Source organism: Candidatus Accumulibacter propinquus (assembly GCF_056856495.1).
Window position 1 is genome coordinate 337,508 of record NZ_JBSEHC010000002.1, and the last position, 18,758, is coordinate 356,265.

Below are 18,758 nucleotides of genomic sequence, written 5' to 3' on the forward strand. Positions count from 1 at the left end.
TGGCACGAGATCTCCTTCAATACCGATCAGCGGAGCGTAGCTTGGAAAGGCAGTGGTTCCTGGAGTCCGTCGCGGCGGATGGCTCGCATATGACCTACAACATCACCCATCTGCCGTTCTGCATCGGCCGCGATGCCGACAACGACCTGGTGGTGGCCTCGCGTGACCTGAGCCGACATCATGTGGCGCTGACACGGGATATCAGTGGTCGTATTCGACTGACCGATCTGAACAGCACCAACGGCAGTTTCGTCAATCGACAGCGCATCGAAGGATCCTGCCTGCTCGACGAGAACGACATCGTGCACTTCGGCACCACTGAATTCCGGATGCGGGTGAACCTGGGCGGCCACCTGCGCATCGACGACATGCGGACCATGCTGATGCCCCAGGGCCTGGAACTGTCGGCGCGGTTTGTGCGAAACGAAGCCGAGTTCCTAGCATTGCTCGAAGGACACGGCGTTTCCGGTGCCGCGCAGCCGATCGTCGATGCGACGACCAACCGCATTGTCGCCTACGAATTGCTCGGCCGAGCCAATCACCCCTTGCTGCCGATCTCACCGATCCGTCTGTTCGAACTGGCGAGCGCGCTGGATCGCGAAATTGACCTCAGCGTCGCTTTCCGCAAGTTCGGTATTGCGGCGATTGCCCCACGTTTGCAGGGTTTCCCGCTGTTTGCCAATACCCATCCGAAGGAAACCTTCAGCGAAGAGTTTTTCGACTCGCTGGTGAGCGTGCGCGAGCAGCGGCCGGAACTCGATCTGGTGATCGAGATCCATGAAACCGCCGTGACCGAAAGCGCGCGTCTGGTCAAACTCGCCGGGCGCTTCCGGGACATCGGCGTCCGCTTCGCCTACGACGATTTCGGTGCCGGCCAGGCTCGGCTGAGCGAACTCGGCGACGCGCCGGCACATTTCGTCAAGTTCGACATGGGCCTGGTGCACGACATCCATCTGGCCGGCGCGCGCAAGCGCCGCGTCGTCGGCGATCTCGTAAAGCTCGTCCTCGACCTGGGTTCGGTGCCGCTCGCCGAGGGCATAGAGCAGGAAGTCGAGGCGCAGATCTGCCGGGAGATGGGTTTTCAGTTGATCCAGGGGTTTCTTACCGGCCGGCCGATTCCTGTAGAGAATCTGTAGGCGGCGTTTGGCTGTCCAGGGCAGTCGCTGCTGTCGTCGGGTCTCTGGAGAAGCGGTCGAGGTAGAGGTACACCACCGGCGTCAGGTACAGCGTGAGGAACTGCGAAAGCAGGAGTCCGCCGACCACCGCCAGCCCGAGGGGCCGCCGGACTTCGGCACCCGCCCCGAGTCCCAGGGCGATCGGCAGGGTTCCCACCAGGGCCGCCATGGTGGTCATCATGATCGGCCGGAAGCGGATCAGGCAGGCCTGGAAAATCGCCTCGGCGGCGGCAACTCCATCGCGCCGTTGGCGATCCAGGGCGAAGTCGATCATCATGATGGCATTCTTCTTGACGATGCCGATCAGCATGATGACTCCGACAAAGGCGTAGAGGCTGAGATCGACCCCAAAGATCAACAGCGTCAACAGCGCGCCGAGGCCGGCCGAGGGTAGCCCGGAAAGAATGGTCAGAGGGTGGATGAAACTCTCGTAGAGGATGCCGAGCACCAGGTAGACCACCAGAATGGCCACCAGCAGCAGGACGCCCAGACCCTGCAGCGAGGCCTCGAACGCTTTTGCCGTGCCCTGCAGGCTGCTGCTGAGCGAAACCGGCACGCGCTCTTCCTGTTCCAGCGCCTTGATCCTGCTCACTGCCTCACCGAGGGATACGCCCGGCAGCAGGTTGAATGAAATGGTCACCGAGGGCAATTGGCCCTGGTGGTTAACCGTCAGCGCCTGCGTCTTGCGGCTGAAGCGCGCCACGGTGTCGAGCGGGATGAGCTTGCCGCTGCTGCTGCTGCGCACGTAGAGGCGGGGCAGGGATTCCGGGTCGGACTGGAATTCCGGAGCCACTTCGAGGATTACCTGGTACTGGTTGCTCGAACCGTAGATGGTGGAGACCTGCCGCGCACTGAAGGCGCTCTGCAGCGCATCTTCCACTTGTCCATAGGTCAGGCCCAGGCTGGCCAGTTTGTCGCGGTCGATATCCAGCGCCAGCACCGGGCTGAGGTTGTTGAGATTGTTGGTGACATCGACGAAGCCCGGCAACTGACGGATCCGGTCGGTCAATGTGCCGGCCCAGTGGTAAAGCTCGACGAGGTCGGTGTCCTGCAGGGTGTACTGGTATTGCGCGGCGGTCAGTTGTCCGCCGATGCGGATCACCGGGGGATTCTGCATGTAAGCCTTGATGCCCGGCACGGCCGCCAGCTTCGGGCGCAGACGCTGAATGATTTGGTCCGGAGACGAGCGACGTTCCGCGCGCGGCTTGAGGATCATGAAAATGGTGCCGGTATTGGCTGTCGGACGAATGCCACCGGCCCCGACGGAGGACATGAACGAACGGATGTCGGGTTCCTGGGCGACAATCTCGGCGAGGGCACGTTGATGCCTGACCATCGAGGCAAAAGACACGTCCTGGGCGCCTTCCGTAAAGGCAAGGATCTGCCCCGAGTCGCCACTCGGCAGGAAGTCCTTGGGCACCGCGGTGAACAGCAGGCCGGTTAGCAGCAGCGTGGCGAAAAACCCCGCCAGCATGCTCCGGGGGTGTGCCGTCGCCACCTTGAGGCTGGCCTGGTAAGCGGCCAGCAAGGCGTCGAAGAAGCGCTCGAAGATCTGGAACAGGCGGCCGTGCGAATCGGGTTCCGCGTGCTTGAGGTAACGGCTGCAGAGCATCGGTGTGAGGGTCAGCGACACGAAGCCGGAGACCAGAATCGCGATGCAGATGGTGACCGCGAATTCGTGCAGCAGGCGCCCGACAATGCCGCTCATGAACAGCACCGGGATGAATACGGCAATCAGCGAGAGGGTCATCGAAATGATCGTGAAGCCGATCTCCCGAGCGCCCTTGAGCGCCGCGTCGAAGGGCGTTTCGCCCTGTTCGATGTGGCGGACGATATTCTCCAGCATCACGATCGCATCGTCGACAACGAAGCCGACACACAGCGTCAGCGCCAGCAGCGAAAGATTGTCCAGGCTGTAACCCAGCAGCGACATCGCGCCAAAAGTGCCGACGACCGAAATCGGCAGGGCCAGCGCCGGGATGACCGTCGCCGAGAGGTTTCTCAGGAACAGCAGGATCACCAGGATGACCAGGAAACCGGCCAGAATCAGCGTGAACTGGACGTCGTCAATGGCTTCGCGGATCGACACGCTGCGGTCGAAGAGTATCCTCATCTCGATCGCCGCCGGCAGTTTGGACTGGAAGGACGGCAGCACGCGCTTGATGGCATCGACGGTTTCGATGGTATTGGCGCCGGGCTGCCGCTGAATCGCCAGCACGATGGCGCGCTGGTCGACGTTCCAGCTGGCGATCCTTTTATTCTCGACGCTGTCGATGGGCGTGGCGACTTCCTCCAGCCGAACCGGTGCCCCGTTTCGCCAGGTGACGATCAGCGGACGGTAGGCTGCGGCAGTGGACAGCTGTCCACCATCCTTGATGGCAAACGTCTGCCGGCTGCCGTCGAGCTGCCCGACAGGCTGATTGACGTTGTTTTGCGCCAGCGCCTGCTGCAGCTCGTCGATGCCGATGCCGCGGCTGGCCAGTTGGTCGGGGTTGGCCTGGACGCGGACGGCAAATTTCTGTGAGCCGAAGATCTGCACCTGGGCAACGCCCGGAATGGTCGACAGGCGTTGGGCGAGCTGCGTTTCGGCATATTCGTTGACCAGCGACAGCGGCAGCGTCGGCGATAACATGGCGATGTAGAAGATCGGCGAATCGGCCGGGTTGACCTTGCGGAACGAGGGTGGGGCCGGCATGTTCGGCGGCAACCGGCGCAGCGCCGCCGAAATGGCCGACTGGACGTCCTGCGCGGCGGCATCGATGTTGCGTTCGAGCGAAAACTGCAGGGTGATCGAGGTCGAGCCCTGCGCGCTGGTCGAGGTCATCGAATCGAGGCCGGCGATGGTCGAAAATTGTCCTTCGAGAGGCGTCGCGACCGCTGCCGCCATGGTCTCAGGGGAGGCGCCGGGGAGATTGGCGGTCACCGCGATGGTCGGGAAGTCCACCGTCGGCAACTCGGACACCGGCAGGGCGCGGTAGCCGATGAAGCCGAAGATGAGTAACGCCGCCATCAGCAGCGTGGTCATCACCGGGCGGCGAATGCACAGTTCGGGCAGGTTCATGCGCCGCTACTCGGTTTTTTGCTGGGCAGGTCTGGCCTGGACCAGGGCGCCGGGGGTCAATCTGAGCTGGCCGTCGGTGACCACCGTTTCCCCCGCGGCGACGCCCTTGCCAATCGCTGCCAGGCCACGATAGCCGGCCTGCACCTCGATCTTGCGGGGCTCGACGGTGTTGTCCGGCCTGACGACAAACAGGAAGTTGCCCTCCGGCCCCTGTTGTACGGCTTCGGCGGGAACGACGACGGCCTTGGCGAGGGTGTCGAGCGACATGCTGACATTGAGAAATTGTCCGGGCGTGAGCTTCTCCTCGCGGTTTTCGAGCAAGGCCTTCATCAGGATGGTGCCGGTAGCGGTATCGACGGTATTGTCGATAAACTTGACGGTCGCCTCAAAACGCTGCTCCCGGTCGCCGGGAATCGTGATGTCGGCGCGCATTTCACCACTGCTGATGGCCTTGCGCAGGCGTGGCAGGTGTTTTTCGGGAACCGAGAACGTCACGTACAGCGGCCGAATGCGATTGACCACCGCCAGAGCCGTGTCATTGATCTTCACTGCCGAACCGGGGAAGACCAGGCGCGCGCCGACGACGCCCGCGAACGGAGCGCGGATGGTGGTGTAGGAGATCTGGCGTCTGGCCAGCTCGACGGCCGCCTGGTCGGCCTTCAGCGTGGCCGCTGCGGCGGCTTCGGCGGTACGCAGCTCGTTGACCTTTTCTTCGGACACGAAGCCGCGTCCCTGCAGGGCGAGATAACGCGTGACATCGGCCCTGGCCTTGGCCATGAGGGCCTCGTTCCTGGCCAGATTGGCCTCGGCCTGCAGCAGGCGGGCGTCGAAATCGCCGGCATCAAGCTGCACCAGAACCTCGCCCTGCCTGACATGCTGTCCTTCGGTGTAAGGCACGGCAGCGACCTGCCCGTCGAGCCTCGATTTCAGGGTCACGCTTTCGTATGCTTCCGCGCGGCCGACGACATCGAGCAGGACCGGCACGTCGCCAAGGTTCGCCTGGGCGACCGTCACCGGTACCGGCGGCGGCACCTTGGCGGTGCCGCCGGAGGTGGCATTGCGGGTGCTGTAATACCAGTACCCCGCGCCGACGACGGCGGCCATCGCAGCCACCATCAGCATTCTGCTTCTTGTCATTGGGTTTTACCGCATTTCTCGAAAATAATGGCCCGACGATCGTCCCCGGTGGGGCGCAGATTAGCCCAAACGGTCATTGGCGTCCGTGCGCCGCACGGGCGGCTGCAAAGGCGTGCACGCCGAGGAGAGCCAGTGCGCCGGCGGCAAGGCCGACCAGCAGGTCGAAAACGACCGGCGTCAAAGCCTTGAGCACGCCGCCGACGCCGGCAATCCCGCCAGCCAGTCCGGCGACCTGCTCGATCAGATGATGCAGCGGCGCGATGCCGTGGGTCAGGATGCCGCCGCCGACCAGGAACATCGCGGCCGTACCGATCACTGTCAGCGCCTTCATCAGGCGTGGCGCCGCCAGCAGCAGGCCTCTGCCGATCGTTCGCAGCAGGGCGTTGTTCCTGGTCAGCAGGTGGAGCCCCAGGTCATCCATCTTGACGATGCCGCCGACCACCCCATACACGCCCACCGTCATGAGCAGCCCAATAGCCGACAACACCGCGACCTGCGTGGAAAACGGCTGCCCGGCGACGGTGCCGAGCGCAATCACGACAATTTCCGCCGAGAGCACGAAGTCGGTGCGGATGGCGCCCTTGATCTTGTCGGCTTCGAATGCCGCCAGGTCGACCGTATCGTCGCCCAGAACGGCGGTCAGTTGTTCGGCGTGCAGGGCGTCCTCGTCGCCGGGTTTGTGCAGCCACTTGTGGGCCAGCTTTTCGACGCCCTCAAGACACAGGTACAGACCGCCGAGCATCAGCAGGGGCAGCACTGCCCAGGGGATGAAGCGGCTGATGGCCAGCGCAGACGGTACCAGGATCAGCTTGTTTTTCAAGGAACCGACCGCGACCGCCCAGACCACCGGCAACTCGCGCTCGGCGCGCACACCCGACACCTGCTGCGCGTTGAGCGCGAGGTCGTCGCCAAGGACGCCGGCAGTCTTCTTGGCGGCAACCTTGGTCATCAGGGCAACGTCGTCGAGGACCGAAGCAATGTCGTCGATCAGGGCAAGCAGGCTGGCTCCGGCCATTGGGGTGTCCTGTTGTCAGTAAGGCGGCCGCGGTCACGGTCGCGAGGGTCGGAAGATTCCGAATTCTAGGCGATAAGGCGATACCCGGTGCCCGAAAATGTCCCCCGCCGCGTCACCTGGTCGCGTTGACAGGCTCGGTGCGGCGCCTTTTTTCTGCGGCAGCGCGGCGGCGACTAGCGCGGCGTGCGGACTTGGCGGTATGCTCCCCGTCCTTCGCCAGCCGCAATCCATGCTCTCACCTTACCAACTGGAGACAATCGTGCCTGCACTGCTGCCCCAAACCGACCCCGATGGTCTGCTCGAATTCTCGGTGGTGTATACCGACCGATCCCTGAACCACATGTCGCAGCGCTTTCAGGGGGTGATGAAGGACATCTCCCGGATCCTCAAGACGGTTTACAACGGCAAGACCGCGATTATCGTGCCGGGTAGCGGCACCTTCGGCATGGAAGCCGTGGCCCGCCAGTTTGCAAACGACAGGAAGTGCCTGATCATCCGCAACGGCTGGTTCAGCTTCCGCTGGACGCAGATTCTCGACATGGGGCGCATTCCCTCGGCAAGCATCGTCCTGCAGGCCCGCCGTGTCGGTGAGGACAGGCAGGCGCCGTTCGCGCCGCCGCCAGTCGAGGAGGTCGTTGCCCGTATTCGCGAAGAAAGGCCGGACATCGTTTTCGCGCCACACGTCGAAACCGCTTCCGGAATCATTCTGCCGAATGACTACCTGCGCGCCGTCGGCGAAGCGGTACGCGAGGTGGACGGGCTGTTCGTCCTCGATTGCGTTGCCTCCGGCGCGGTCTGGGTCGATATGGTCGCCAACGCGGTGGACGTGCTGATCAGCGCCCCGCAAAAAGGCTGGACCGGTCTGCCGTGCTGCGCCCTGGTGGTGCTGGGCGAGCGCGCGCGTGCGCGGATCGACGCCACGACCAGCAGCAGCTTCGCCTGCGACCTCAAGAAGTGGATGCAGATCATGGAGGCCTTCGAAAATGGCGGCCATGCCTACCACGCGACGATGCCGACCGATGCGCTGGCGGTGTTGCGCGACGTGATGCGGGAAACGGAGAATTACGGCTTCGAGCGGGTACGCCAGGAACAAATGGAGGTCGGCCTGCGCGTGCGTGCGCTGCTCACCGGCAAGGGTTTCAAGAGCGTGGCCGCCGAAGGCTTCCAGGCGCCGGGTGTGGTCGTCAGCTACACCGACGACCCGGAGATCCAGTCGGGCCGGAAATTTGTCTCGATCGGCGTCCAGACCGCCGCCGGCGTGCCGCTGCAATGCGACGAGCCGGCCGATTTCAGTACCTTCCGGGTGGGCCTGTTCGGCCTCGAAAAACTTCACAATCCCGACCGCACGCTGCGCAACCTGGCCGACGCGCTCGACGAGGTGACGCGTCTGACGCCACCGCCGGAGTCCTGATCGCTTGCCGACGCTCAACTGGATCGGCAAGGGGGCGGTCGTCGAGCATCACCTGTAGATGAAGAATCCTCTCGAATCGGCAGGTAATCCGGTCCTGCGTGGAGCATGGATCCTCGTCGCCACTCGGCGGGCGTTTCAGGTCGAAGACGCTGGTTGTCGAATACCAGGGTGCCGGCTGTGTTGGACAGCGGCCGCGGATGATCGCCTGATCGGCGGGTTGCTGCGATGAGCCTCGACTACGCCACCCTCGAACTGCTGCGCCAGAGCCACCCGGCCTGGCGCCTGCTGCGCTCCGAGCACGCGCCGCTGGTGGCGAGCTTTCTGCAGCGCGTGTTCATCGCGCCGAATGTGCGGGTGATGACGCAGGCCGACTTGGCCGAAGCGCTCGAAGATGAACTCTATGGCTTGCGCGAGCGCCTCGGCACCGCGGCTTTCCCGAAATCGGCGCTCGACTACCTCAACGACTGGGCGGCGAACGACAAGGGCTGGCTGCGCAAGTATTACGCGCAGGGCTCGGACGAACCGCATTTCGACCTGATGCCGGCCACCGAGAAGGCGATCGCCTGGCTGGAGACGCTTGCCGAACGCAGCTTCGTCGGCACCGAGTCACGCCTGCTGACCCTGTTCGAGTTGCTCAAGCAGATGAGCGAGGGCAGCGAGAGCGATCCGCAGGCGCGCATCGCCGAATTGCAGCGCCGCCGCGACGAGATCGACGCCGAGATGGCGCGCGTCCTGTCCGGTGACCTGCCGATGCTCGACGCCACCGGGCTGAAGGATCGTTTCCAGCAGTTCACGACGCTGGCGCGCGAACTGTTGACCGACTTTCGCGAGGTCGAACACAACTTCCGTGGGCTCGACCGGCGCGTGCGCGAGCGCATCGCCTTGTGGGAAGGCGCCAAGGGCGCGCTGCTCGAAGAAATCATGGGCGAGCGCGACGCGATTGCCGATTCCGATCAAGGGCGTAGCTTTCGCGCCTTCTGGGATTTCCTGATGTCGAGCCGCCGTCAGGAAGAGCTGACCACCCTGCTCGAACGGGTGCTGGCGTTGCCGCCGGTGCTCGAACTGCGCCCCGACGTGCGCACCCGTCGGGTACATTACGACTGGCTGGAAGCCGGCGAGCACACGCAGCGCACGGTGGCCCAGCTCTCGCAGCAGTTGCGCCGTTTTCTCGACGATCAGGCCTGGCTCGAGAATCGCCGCATCATGGACATCCTGCACGGCATCGAAGCCAAGGCGCTGGCGCTGCGCGACACGCCGCCGACGGGTACGGTGATGAGCATCGCCGATACCGCGGCCGCCATCGAACTGCCGATCGAGCGGCCGCTGTACACGCCGGCGATCAGGCCGTCGATCGTCGATGCGGCGCTAGACGCGGGTGACGGCGAGGTCGACGCCGCGGTGTTGTTCTCGCAGGTGGTGGTCGACCGCGCGCAACTCGCACGCCACATTCGCCATGCCTTGCAGGATCGCTCGCAGATCACGCTGCGCGAACTGTGCGAAACGAGACCGCTGCAGCATGGCCTGGCCGAACTGGTGGCCTACCTGCAACTCGCCGACGATACCTTCAAGGCGGTGATCGACGAAGGCGTGACCGAGTTGATCGTCTGGACCGGGATGACGCCGGCAGGTCACCCCCACGCCAGGCAGGCGCGGCTGCCGCGTGTGATCTTCGTGCGGTGAGTGAGGCAGGACTCGACCCAGCAGAGTACCTGCGCTGGGAAACCATGCAGCCGGAAAAACACGAATATGTCGGCGGAGAAGTGTTCGCCATGGGCAGTGCTTCAAGACGGCAGGTGACGATTTCCGGCAATCTGTTCGCAGCGCTCGACGAAGCCCTGTTGGGCACACCCTGGCGCGTCTATATGGCTGACATGAAAATCGAGATCGCCGCAAAGAACAGTTTTTTCTACCCGGACGTCTTCGTGACCTGCCATCCGGATGACCATCGCGCTGAACTGGCGATGCACCATCCGGTGCTGGTCGCCGAAGTCCTATCCCCATCTACCGCCGCCTACGATCATGGCGACAAGTTTATCGCCTACCGTCGCCTGCCGTCCCTGAAGGAATACCTGCTGATCGACCCCGACCAGCAACAGCTTGAGCTGTTTCGCAAAGGTTCGGACGGTCTATGGGTCTTGCACGATTTCGCCCCCGGCCAAACGCTGCCACTGGCCAGCGTCGAGGCCACGATTTCATGGGAACGTTTGTTTCGTAATGTTGATTGAGGGCTTCTGAGTGTACGGTTCGGTAAGAACAAAAAGGTGGCCTGACCTTCATGTTGCACACCTGCTCGACCAGGCCGGCCGTGACGCCCACACACGATCGTGGCGAGCCGGCACATTGCGGTCGGGTCGTGCCGCGCCGCATCCCACAAGCGGTTTACTTGAATGGGCGCGGCGCAGAGAACACCGGCGACCGCTGGTTCAAGCCGCCACCCGCATCTCGCTGGCATGCCTGCAAGCAGTGGCGCACCGCAATGCCGGCGGGGTTGCGCGCATGGATGTGTTCGAATGTTAGAACTGAACCCGTCCGTTGCGAATGTTAGAACTGAACCCGTCCGTTGCGAATGTTAGAACTGACCCCGTGCGTTGCCGCTGACCCCGTGCGTTGCCGTCCGTTGACTGACCCCAGTCCCCTGACCCCAGTCCCGCTCTCCGGACCCCGCTCCGCACTGACCCCGCTCCGCAGCCTTAGACTGCAGAACTGACCCTTAGACTGCGGTCTCCTGACGCTGCTGCACTCTGTGTGCGTGGTGTCTGCGGGTCAATGCGAGGGCGCCAAGAGGTAGCAGAATGAGGCCGATTGGTTCAGGCACCGAGACCGATGGCACAATCGGCACCAGCGTGACGCGGATGTCCGAACTGCGATCTGCGCCGGTGAACGGATCGGTTGCCGTCACCATCAGGTGTCCTGTATTTGTGAAGTCCACCAGTGCCAGGCCGTTGCCAATATCGAGATCTGCAGTCAGAACGAGATCGTAGTCGACATCGCTGACGACCATCGCGCCACCGGCGACCGACCTCGATCCGTAGTACTCGAATGAATTGAGTTCGAATCCGTCGATCGTTCCATAGACGTCGTCATGGACCTTGGCTGGATGGACAAAACTCGACCACAGTCCATCGGACTTCGCACCATCAAAGTTTACGAATAGACTGCCCCTGTCGCTGCCTGTCGTCGTCAGACCAGTCAGATGCACTTTCTCCTCCGCTTGTACGTGCGCAAAGTCACGTACGGGAGTCGCAAACAGTCCATGCATTTCGCCAGCAAAGTTCACGTCGACAGGGGATCCCGTCAGGTTTTCAATCTGCAGGCCATAGTTCAGGGAAAAGATGCTCTGCGCCCAAACGATGTTTTGATAGCGACCACCATAAAAGCGCCGCGCCACGACCTTGGACCGCAAGACGGCGTTTGTCGGGTTGGACTGGTCAAACACGGCGGTCGCATCTGCCCCATCGAAGGGTGAATCGAAGGCGTCCCTGTCGGCATGGGCATGCGTGGTGGCGACAAATCCTGCCGACGTCCAATCAGCGAGAGAAGAGTAGCGCTGGTAATCTTCTTGATGTGTGGGAATGTTTCCCTGAGCCAAGGACGTGACAGTCACCGTGAATCCGGCATGTACCGACAGCGGGATCAGGGCGACAATAACGGCCGCATAGGCAAGAATTCGGGATCTCATTGCTGCTCCCCAAAAGATATAGGTTCAGGAGTTTCTCGCCTCCGGAAATCTCGCCGATCCTGGTAGCCGAAGGCAAGCGGACAAGTACAAGTATTCGAGTTTACATGACGGTTGTTGGTTCCACCACGCCCTAGGGGTCCACGCCATAGGCACCATAGGGGTCAGCAGGAGCCATAGGGGTCAGTTCAGGAGCCATAGGGGTCAGTTCAGGAGCCATAGGGGTCAGTTCAGGAGCCATAGGGGTCAGTTCAGGAGCCATAGGGGTCAGGAGCCATAGGGGTCAGGAGCCATAGGGGTCAGGAGCCATAGGGGTCAGGAGCCATAGGGGTCAGGAGCCATAGGGGTCAGGAGCCATAGGGGTCAGGAGCCATAGGGGTCAGGAGCCATAGGGGTCAGGAGCCATAGGGGTCAGTTCTAACATTCCATCATTTCTGTTACACTCCACAGATGGCTAGACCATTGAGGCTGGAATTTCCGGGTGCTGTATATCACGTCACCTCGCGCGGTGATCGTCGGGAAGATATTTTCCTGAGCGACGATGATCGCAGGGATTGGCTGGAGGTGCTGGGTCTTGCTTGCGCGCGGTTCAACTGGGTGGTGCATGCCTTTTGCCAGATGACCAATCACTATCACCTGCTGGTGGAGACAGTGGACGGTAATCTATCGAGTGGGATGCGGCAATTGAACGGCCTTTATACGCAGCGTTTCAACCGCCGCCATGGCCTGGTTGGCCATCTCTTTCAGGGGCGCTACAAGGCGATCCTCGTACAAAAGGAAGCCCACTTGCTGGAGTTGACTCGCTACGTCGTGCTGAACCCACTGCGCGCCAAGCTGGTGGAATCGCTCGAGGACTGGCGCTGGAGCAGTTATCCTTGCACTGCCGGCCAGGAGGCACCGCCGCCGTGGCTGGATACGGAGGGGTTGCTGGGTCAGTTTGGTCCCAACCGCGGCGAAGCGCTCAGGAGCTATGGTCAGTTCGTGATGGCGGGCGCGGGCTTGCCTAGTCCGATGTTGGCCACTCGCCATCAACTGTTGCTGGGTGACAAGGCGTTCGTGGGGCGCCATTCGCAGACCAGGAACGCAGAGGATCTGCGCGAAGTTTCCAGGGCGCACCGACGATCGATCGCCTTGTCGCTGGATGAATACGGGGCGCGCCACGCCGATAGAGATCAGGCGATGGCAGAGGCTTACCTATCCGGTGCTTATACGATGGCAGAGATCGGGCGCCACTTCGCGGTCCACTACATGACCGTCAGTCGCGCGGTGCGGAAGTTTGAACAAGACCGCAAGAAAATGATCGTCAAACAGGCGCCGGCGGAATGATGCAGGAAGATCTCGAAGCCTCTGCCGCGACGGCGGCTGCCAGCCCCGAACTGTCGGCCCTGGTGATTCCCCTGCTCAAGGGGGTGATCTACCAGGAAGAGGACGCCGGTCTGTGGAATGCTCTGCTCACTCTCCAGAGCCGGGTGCGCGACTACGTCGCGGTGCTCAACCTCGAACTGGTGCTCGACGAAGCGGAGGGCTACGCATTCCTGCGCTCGCGTCCCGAACCCGACGACGCTTCGACGCCGCGCCTGCCGCGACTGGTGGCGCGGCGCCCGTTGTCGTTTCCGGTCAGTCTGTTGCTCGCGTTGCTGCGCAAGAAGCTGGCCGAGTTCGATGCCAGCGGTGGCGACACGCGCCTGGTCCTTGCGCGCGACGAGGTCGCCGAACTGATGCGGGTGTTCCTGCCCGAAGGCAGCAACGAGGCGCGGCTGATCGACCAGATCGATGCCCATCTCGGCAAGGTCATCGAACTCGGTTTCCTGCGTCGCCTGAAGGTCGGCCCTGGACAGCCGACGATGGTCGAGGTGCGGCGGATCCTCAAGGCTTTCGTCGATGCGCAGTGGCTGGCCGAATTCGATCAGCGGCTGGCCGGCTATCGCGCGCTGCTCGCCGGGCAGCAGGGGGTCGTCGATGAGTGAGCCGCAAAGCCTCGGCCTGGATTTCATGGCCGACGACACGCTTTCGGGTTTCCGCCTGCAGCGTCTCGAAGTGTTCAACTGGGGAACATTCGACGGGCGGGTGTGGACGCTCAGTCCGGAGGGCAGGAACGCCCTGCTGACCGGCGACATCGGCTCGGGCAAGTCGACGCTGGTCGATGCGGTGACGACGCTGCTGGTGCCGGCGCAGCGTATTGCCTACAACAAGGCCGCCGGTGCCGACAGCCGCGAACGGACGTTGCGCTCGTACGTTCTCGGCCACTACAAATCCGAGCGTAACGAACTCAGCGGCACGGCCCGGCCGGTGGCGCTGCGCGACCACAACCACTACTCGGTAATCCTTGGCGTCTTTCACAACGCCGGCTACGACCAGACGGTTACGCTGGCGCAGGTGTTCTGGATCAAGGACGCGCAGGGGCAGCCGGCGCGCTTCTTCGTCGTCGCCGAACGCGATCTCTCGATCGCCGGCGACTTTGCCCATTTCGGCACGGACATCGCGGCGCTGCGCAAGCGACTGCGGCGACCCGGCTGCGAGGTCTTCGACAGCTTCCCGCCGTACGGCGCCTGGTTTCGCCGCCGCTTCGGCATCGACAACGAACAGGCGCTGGATCTCTTTCACCAGACGGTGTCGATGAAGTCGGTCGGCAATCTGACCGACTTCGTGCGCAGTCACATGCTCGAACCCTTCGACGTCGAGCCACGCATTGCCGCGCTGCTTGGTCATTTCGACGACTTGAACCGGGCGCATGAAGCGGTGCTGAAGGCCAAGCGCCAGGTGGCGCTGCTCTCGCCGCTGGTCGCCCACGGCAACCAGCATGGCGCGTTGGCGCTGCAGGTCGAGGAACTGCGCAGTTGCCGTGAGGCGCTCAAGGCCTACTTCGCCGGCCTCAAGCTCGGCCTGCTCGACAAGCGCATCGCCGGCCTGGCCGAAGACTGGCGCCGCCAGGACGCGCAGGTCAGGCGCTGCGAGGCGCAGTGCGACACGCAACGCGCACTGGAGGCCGAACTCAAGCAGAACATCGCCGACAACGGCGGCGATCGGCTCGAACGGCTGGCCGCCGAGATTCGTCGGCTCGATCAGGATTGCCAGGGGCGCCGGCGCAAGGCGCAGCGTTATGCCGACCTGGTGCGCGCCATCGGCGACAGTCCCGGCGCCGATGAGGCGGCTTTTCTCGACCAGCGCCAGCGCTGCTCGTCGCTGGCCGAGGAGGCCCGCGAACGCGAGGCGGGCTTGCAGAACGCGCTCACCGAGCACGGTGTCAGCCTGCGCCAGGGCAAGCTAGAACACGACGAGCTGTCATCCGAGATCCGCAGTCTCAAGGCCCGGCGCAGCAATATCCCGGCCGAACAGGTGGCGATGCGCAGCGCGCTCTGTCAGGCGCTGGCGCTGTCCGAGGAGGCGATGCCGTTTGCCGGCGAGTTGCTGCAGGTGCGCCCCGACGAGCGCGACTGGGAAGGCGCAGCCGAACGCTTGCTGCGCAATTTCGGCCTGTCGCTGCTGGTGCCCGACGACGATTACGCGCGCGTTGCCGAGTGGGTCGACAAGACCCAGCTCAAGGGGCGTCTGGTCTATTTTCGGGTGCGTCGGAGTGCGCGCAATGAACTCCCCGATCTGCACCGCGACTCGCTGGTGCGCAAGCTTTCGGTCAAACCGGATTCGCCGTATTACGACTGGCTGGAGCGCGAACTGGCGCATCGCTTCGACGTCGCCTGCTGTGCCACCCAGGAGCAGTTCCGGCGCGAGCTGCGGGCGATCACGCGCGCCGGCCAGATCAAGGCGCCCGGCGAGCGGCACGAAAAGGACGATCGCCATCGCCTCGACGATCGCAGTCGCTATGTGCTCGGCTGGAGCAACGCCGCCAAGATCGCGGCGCTCGAAGCCAACGCCAGAACACTCGAAGCGCGCCTCGCCGAGCTGGGTAGCCGCATCGGCAGGATCCAGCACGAGCAGAACGCGCTCAAGGAGCGTCTGACGGCGTTGTCACGGCTCGACGAATACGCCGATTTCCATGAGCTCGACTGGCAGTCGCTGGCGACCGAGGTGGCCAGGCTGCAGGATGAGAAGCGGGGGCTGGAGTCAGCCTCCGACCTGCTCAAGCAACTCAGCGAGCGGCTGCGTGAAGTCGTCGCCGCGCTAAAGGCACTCGAAGGCCAACTGGCGGAGCACCGCGACAAACGCTCACGACTCGAGCAGCGGCAGAGCGATGCCGCGGCCCTGCACGCGCAGACACAGGCGCTCTTGCTTGAGCCGGGGATGGCCGCACAGCTGCCGTATTTCGAACGCCTCGATGGCGTGCGCCAGGAGGCGCTCGGCGAGCATCAACTCAGCGTCGAATCGTGCGAGAACCGTGAGCACGAGACGCGCGTCTGGTTGCAGACGCGCATCGAAGCCGAGTCGCGCAAGCTCAACGGGTTGCGTGACCGGATCATCCAGGCGATGGTCGCCTACAAGGAGGAGTTCAAACTCGACACCGCGGAAGTCGATGCCAGCATCGAAGCGGTCTTCGAATACCGCAACATGCTCGACAAGCTGCAGGCCGACGACCTGCCGCGTTTCGAGGCCCGCTTCAAGGAACTGCTCAACGAGAACACCATCCGCGAAGTGGCGAACTTCAACGCGCAACTGGCGATGTGGCGCGAGACCATCCGCGAACGCATCGCGCGCATCAACACCTCCCTGACGCAGATCGATTACAACCCGGGACGTTACATCGCGCTCGAAGTGCAACCGACGCCGGATGCCGACATCCGCGACTTCCAGAGCGAGCTGCGGGCTTGCACCGAAGGGTCGCTGACCGGATCGGACGACGCGCAATATTCGGAAGCCAAGTTCCTGCAGGTCAGGCGGATCATCGAGCGCCTGCGCGGTCGCGAGGGTCTCTCCGAAGCCGACCGCCGGTGGACGGCCAAGGTTACCGACGTGCGCTACTGGTTCGTCTTTGCCGCCAGCGAACGCTGGCGCGAGGACCACAGCGAACACGAGCATTATTCCGATTCGGGAGGCAAGTCGGGCGGCCAGAAGGAGAAGCTGGCCTACACCATCCTGGCGGCGAGCCTCGCCTATCAGTTCGGCCTCGAATGGGGCGCCGTACGTTCGCGGTCGTTCCGCTTCGTGGTCATCGACGAGGCTTTCGGGCGCGGCTCGGACGAGTCGGCGCAATATGGTTTGCGGCTGTTCGCCCAGCTCAACCTGCAACTGCTGATCGTCACTCCGCTGCAGAAGATCCACATCATCGAACCCTTCGTCGCCAGCGTCGGCTTCGTCCACAACGAGGAAGGCCGCACCTCGAAGCTGCGCAACCTGTCGATCGAGGAGTACCGCGCCGAGAAGGCGAAGGCGTCGGGATGAGCTGGACGCGGCCGGCGGCACTGCGCGCCCAGGTGCAGAAGCTGTGGGAGCGTGGTGATCTGCTGGCCGGCGTCGTCACCGGCGAGCCGCTGTTTCCAAGGCGCCTGACGCTGCGTGGGCCGAGTTCGCAGGAGATGACCGACCGCTTCGACGCGGTGCGCGCCTGGATCGGCGAACTGCGGGCAATGCCGCACTGCCGGGTCGAGATGCGCGAGTTCCGGCACCGCCTGTTCGGCACCAACGCGGTGCCGCAGGAAGTGTGGATCGATACCCTCGACGACGCCCTGGCGATCGTCGGCAAGCGGCGCGAGGCCAGCCGCTTCGGCGGCCTGCTCGAAGCGACGCGCGCATGCCAGCCGGAACTCCTGGCATGGCTGGCGAAGCGGCCGCTGCGGGCGCTCGAACTGGCCGAGGAATGGCGCCGACTGCTCGACATCGTGGCCTGGCTGCAGCGCCATCCTCGCCCCGGCGTCTACCTGCGGCAGGTGGATATCCCCGGCGTGCACAGCAAGTTCATCGAAGCGCAGCGCGGCGTGCTCGGCGAGTTGCTCGATCTCGCGCTGCCGCCCGCGGCGATCGACCCATCGGCCGCCGGAATGAGCCAGTTCGCCCGCCGCTACGGCTTCCGTGACAAACCGCAGCGTATCCGTTTCCGGCTTCTCGATCGTCGGCATGCCCTGCTGGCCGGCGACCCCGAGCAGGACCTCACCCTCGATGCCCGGAGCTTTGCCCGGATCGACCCGCAAGTCGAACGCGTTTTCATTACCGAGAACGAGATCAACTTCCTCGCCTTTCCGGCGGTGCCGCACAGCCTGATCCTCTTCGGCGCCGGTTACGGCTTCGAGATGCTGCGCGAGGCCGCATGGCTGTCGCGCTGCCGCATCCACTACTGGGGTGACATCGACACCCACGGCTTCGCCATCCTCGACCAGTTGCGCGCCCATTTCGCCGACGTCGAATCGTTCCTGATGGATCGTGCGACGCTGCTGGCTTTCGCCACGCAATGGGGCGAGGAGGACCGGCAGACGTTGCGTGATCTGCCACGACTGAACGCAGAGGAGGGTGCCCTGTACGACGACCTGCGCGACAACCGCCTGCGCAGAAATCTGCGTCTCGAACAGGAGCGGATCGGTTTTGGCTGGGTCGAGGCGGCGCTGGCAGGGCTCGACGCGTCGGCCCCCGAGGCGTTATAGGCCGCCGCGAATTCCGCCGGCGTCATGCCGTCCTGCTCCGGTGTCGCAAACAGGCCGCCAAACCAGTCCATCAGGCCCTGCGTGTCGGACAGAATGCCGCGCGCGCCGTCGGTCGGCGTGTCGGCGCCGTGAACGGCGCACGCCGTCAAGCTCGCCGAAATCTGCCGCGCCGCAGGCATCTCCCGCGCCATGCTGGACCGCTACTACCACGACCAGGAGTTTTGATCGCGAAGTGGTGGGCAGGCTTTGCCAGTATCTGCGCGTCAAGCCCGGCGTTGCCGATTTCGCCGTGAAACCGCGCACCAACAGAGCCACCAACCAGCAGAATCGTCGTCCCGCCAGCGCTGACTATTTTTTTCAGGCGATTTGAAAGGCTCGCTCTGTGAGCCCTTGCGGTTTTAGTATTGCCACATTCCTGATTACCGGCGGGATATCCGAAGGCGCGACGAAGAAAGCCCGCAAGGCCGGATCGGCTGACCAAAACGTCGACGAAACCTGTCGGACGGCTGGCAGCGCCCGGGCCTGCGCGCGCAGGAATTCGATCGTCGTCGCGACGGCGGGTGTCAGGCGTTTTTGGCAGGTTGGCAACAGCTTGAGTCTGGGGTTGGTCAGCGTCATCGCTTTCTCGACCCCCCATTGCACCAACTCGTCGGATACCCGATCCGGATCGTACTGGCCCGGTCGGTTCTTGAACCAATCGAGAATACCCATGTAGCCCTCCAATCGAAAGCGCTGGCTGATTCAATTACAGGGCCA

13 protein-coding genes are annotated in these 18,758 nt (G+C 63.6%); 8 read left to right on the forward strand and 5 right to left on the reverse strand.

Going from position 1 to position 18,758, the window contains the following annotated elements; translation table 11 throughout:
- Positions 1-41 precede the first annotated feature (41 nt).
- Positions 42-1,136, forward strand: a complete 1,095-nt coding sequence (locus tag AC15MQ_RS04065; RefSeq protein WP_483079400.1) for an EAL domain-containing protein — start codon at positions 42-44, stop codon at positions 1,134-1,136.
- On the opposite strand, the gene AC15MQ_RS04070 is transcribed toward AC15MQ_RS04065, so the two are convergent.
- The 3 genes from AC15MQ_RS04070 to AC15MQ_RS04080 form a co-directional block, all read right to left on the reverse strand.
- Positions 1,102-4,236: an efflux RND transporter permease subunit gene (locus AC15MQ_RS04070; RefSeq protein ID WP_483079401.1), complete on the reverse strand. Its 3,135-nt coding sequence runs from the start codon at positions 4,234-4,236 to the stop codon at positions 1,102-1,104. The two genes, AC15MQ_RS04065 and AC15MQ_RS04070, sit on opposite strands and share 35 nt — an antisense overlap.
- Before the next feature lie 6 nt (positions 4,237-4,242).
- On the reverse strand, positions 4,243-5,358 hold the full coding sequence (locus AC15MQ_RS04075) for an efflux RND transporter periplasmic adaptor subunit (protein WP_483079402.1): 1,116 nt from the start codon (positions 5,356-5,358) through the stop codon (positions 4,243-4,245).
- A gap of 88 nt (positions 5,359-5,446) precedes the next feature.
- Positions 5,447-6,388 (reverse strand): DUF808 domain-containing protein, encoded by a 942-nt coding sequence (locus tag AC15MQ_RS04080; protein WP_483079403.1) that lies wholly within the window; start codon positions 6,386-6,388, stop codon positions 5,447-5,449.
- A 259-nt stretch (positions 6,389-6,647) separates the two neighbouring features.
- Between AC15MQ_RS04080 and AC15MQ_RS04085 the strand changes: the two genes are divergently transcribed.
- The 3 genes from AC15MQ_RS04085 (at position 6,648) to AC15MQ_RS04095 (ending at position 10,024) form a co-directional block, all read left to right on the forward strand.
- Positions 6,648-7,799, forward strand: a complete 1,152-nt coding sequence (locus tag AC15MQ_RS04085) for a pyridoxal-phosphate-dependent aminotransferase family protein (RefSeq protein WP_287665841.1) — start codon at positions 6,648-6,650, stop codon at positions 7,797-7,799.
- 225 nt (positions 7,800-8,024) lie between these two features.
- On the forward strand, positions 8,025-9,479 hold the full coding sequence (locus tag AC15MQ_RS04090; RefSeq protein ID WP_483079404.1) for a DUF3375 domain-containing protein: 1,455 nt from the start codon (positions 8,025-8,027) through the stop codon (positions 9,477-9,479).
- Entirely contained in the window at positions 9,476-10,024 is a 549-nt protein-coding gene (locus AC15MQ_RS04095; protein ID WP_483079405.1) for a Uma2 family endonuclease, read from the forward strand. The genes AC15MQ_RS04090 and AC15MQ_RS04095 overlap by 4 nt, the downstream gene beginning before the upstream one ends.
- Before the next feature lie 485 nt (positions 10,025-10,509).
- Here the strand turns inward: AC15MQ_RS04095 and AC15MQ_RS04100 are convergent, their stop codons facing one another.
- Positions 10,510-11,478, reverse strand: coding sequence for a hypothetical protein (locus AC15MQ_RS04100; protein WP_287654660.1), 969 nt, complete (start codon positions 11,476-11,478; stop codon positions 10,510-10,512).
- A gap of 447 nt (positions 11,479-11,925) precedes the next feature.
- On the opposite strand from AC15MQ_RS04100, the gene AC15MQ_RS04105 reads away from it, so the two are divergent.
- Genes AC15MQ_RS04105 through AC15MQ_RS04120 form a run of 4 tightly spaced genes read left to right on the forward strand, consistent with a single transcriptional unit; the run spans position 11,926 to position 18,002 of the window.
- Positions 11,926-12,801, forward strand: a complete 876-nt coding sequence (locus AC15MQ_RS04105) for a transposase (protein ID WP_287665844.1) — start codon at positions 11,926-11,928, stop codon at positions 12,799-12,801.
- A complete protein-coding gene (locus AC15MQ_RS04110) occupies positions 12,798-13,442 on the forward strand; it encodes a DUF4194 domain-containing protein (protein ID WP_483079406.1) in 645 nt (214 codons plus the stop codon). Before AC15MQ_RS04105 ends, AC15MQ_RS04110 begins: the two co-directional genes overlap by 4 nt.
- On the forward strand, positions 13,435-16,809 hold the full coding sequence (locus AC15MQ_RS04115; RefSeq protein ID WP_483079407.1) for an ATP-binding protein: 3,375 nt from the start codon (positions 13,435-13,437) through the stop codon (positions 16,807-16,809). Before AC15MQ_RS04110 ends, AC15MQ_RS04115 begins: the two co-directional genes overlap by 8 nt.
- Positions 16,806-18,002 carry a DUF3322 domain-containing protein gene (locus AC15MQ_RS04120; protein ID WP_483079408.1) on the forward strand — a complete coding sequence of 399 codons (1,197 nt, stop codon included), beginning with the start codon at positions 16,806-16,808 and terminating at the stop codon, positions 18,000-18,002. Before AC15MQ_RS04115 ends, AC15MQ_RS04120 begins: the two co-directional genes overlap by 4 nt.
- Before the next feature lie 357 nt (positions 18,003-18,359).
- Here AC15MQ_RS04120 and AC15MQ_RS04125 read toward each other — a convergent pair whose 3' ends face one another.
- The gene (locus AC15MQ_RS04125) at positions 18,360-18,713 is read right to left on the reverse strand and encodes a hypothetical protein (RefSeq protein ID WP_483079409.1); all 354 of its coding nucleotides are present in this window, start codon (positions 18,711-18,713) and stop codon (positions 18,360-18,362) included.
- Positions 18,714-18,758 lie beyond the last annotated feature (45 nt).